The sequence below is a fragment of the Mesorhizobium sp. B1-1-5 genome (assembly GCF_006443065.1).
Lineage (GTDB): Bacteria > Pseudomonadota > Alphaproteobacteria > Rhizobiales > Rhizobiaceae > Mesorhizobium.
Genome location: NZ_VFWS01000584.1, coordinates 1 through 1,106, shown reverse-complemented (window position 1 = coordinate 1,106; position 1,106 = coordinate 1). Strand labels below are relative to the sequence as shown.

The following is a 1,106-nucleotide window of genomic DNA, read 5'->3' as shown; positions in this document are numbered from 1 at the left end:
CCAAGCCGGTGCTGATCGGTGAAATCCAGGCCGACGGCCAGTTCGAGACGGTCTCGCGCACGCCGGGGCTGGTGATGGGCGACGAGTGGTCGGATTACCTGCCCGACTCCAAGGACTTGAGCTCCGATTGGCGGGCGCCTCTGTCCTGCGGCAACTTCAATGTCGCCACCGGCAAATGCGGCGGCAAGGGCACAAACTGATCCTCCCGGGCTGGACCTTCAGGTCCATGCCCATGACCGCGAGCGTCCGGACGGTTCCTTCGCCGTCCGGACGTCCAACTCAACCCTGAAGAGTCGCCTGACGCCGATGAACCTTTTCCGCGCACTTGGCCTGACACTGCTGTTCTTGCTGGCGACGCTGTCGTCATCGGGCGCCGGCGAAGCCGATCTGCGTGGCATCATCGCCAAGTTCGCCGCCGCCAAGGGTTTTTCGGAGACGGGAGCTGTCGTTCACGACCTGGCGGCGACCGGCGATCCGGCAGTGGAGCGGCCTCTTGCGGCACTCGCCGATGGCAATCTTTACATCCGCAAGATCGATTCCCTGGTCTTCGTCGGCAAGGAAGGCGGCGAACGGGTCCAGCTTTTCGACCCGCTGAGCGGTGAGCCATCCGGTGAAGCAGCCAAGGACGACATCACCAAGATCAAGGTCAACAACACGCTGCGCCGCACCATCCGCGATGCGCTGGGCACGCTGACGCTTGGCGCCAGGGATCCGGCCGTGCGGCTCGCCGCCGCCGACACCATGTTCAAGACGCCCGATTCCGCAAACATCGAGCCGCTCGACGCTGCGATCGCCAATGAGACGGTCGCCAGTGTCAAGACCTTGCTGGAACAGGCTCGTGCCGCGTCGATCCTGAGCTCGGATCGGCCGGATGCCGACAAGCTCGCGGCAATCGCCCTGATCGGCGCGCGCGGCGACCGCGATGCGGTATCGCTGCTCACCTCGGCAGAGGCCAATGCGTCGGGCGCAGTGAAGGAAGCGGCGACAGCGGCAATCGCCAACATCAATTCGACGCTGGCCCTGTGGGACGCCGGACAGAACATCTGGTACGGCATTTCGCTGGGATCGGTGCTGCTGCTTGCGGCGATCGGGCTTGCCATCACCTT

At 64.7% G+C, this 1,106-nt stretch carries 2 pseudogenes; both read left to right on the top strand.

From position 1 onward, the window contains the following. Window positions 1–200 (top strand): annotated as a pseudogene (locus tag FJ980_RS33515) (transporter substrate-binding protein); the annotation flags it as partial. A gap of 106 nt (window positions 201–306) precedes the next feature. Next, window positions 307–1,106: pseudogene (locus FJ980_RS33510) on the top strand (urea ABC transporter permease subunit UrtB); the annotation flags it as partial.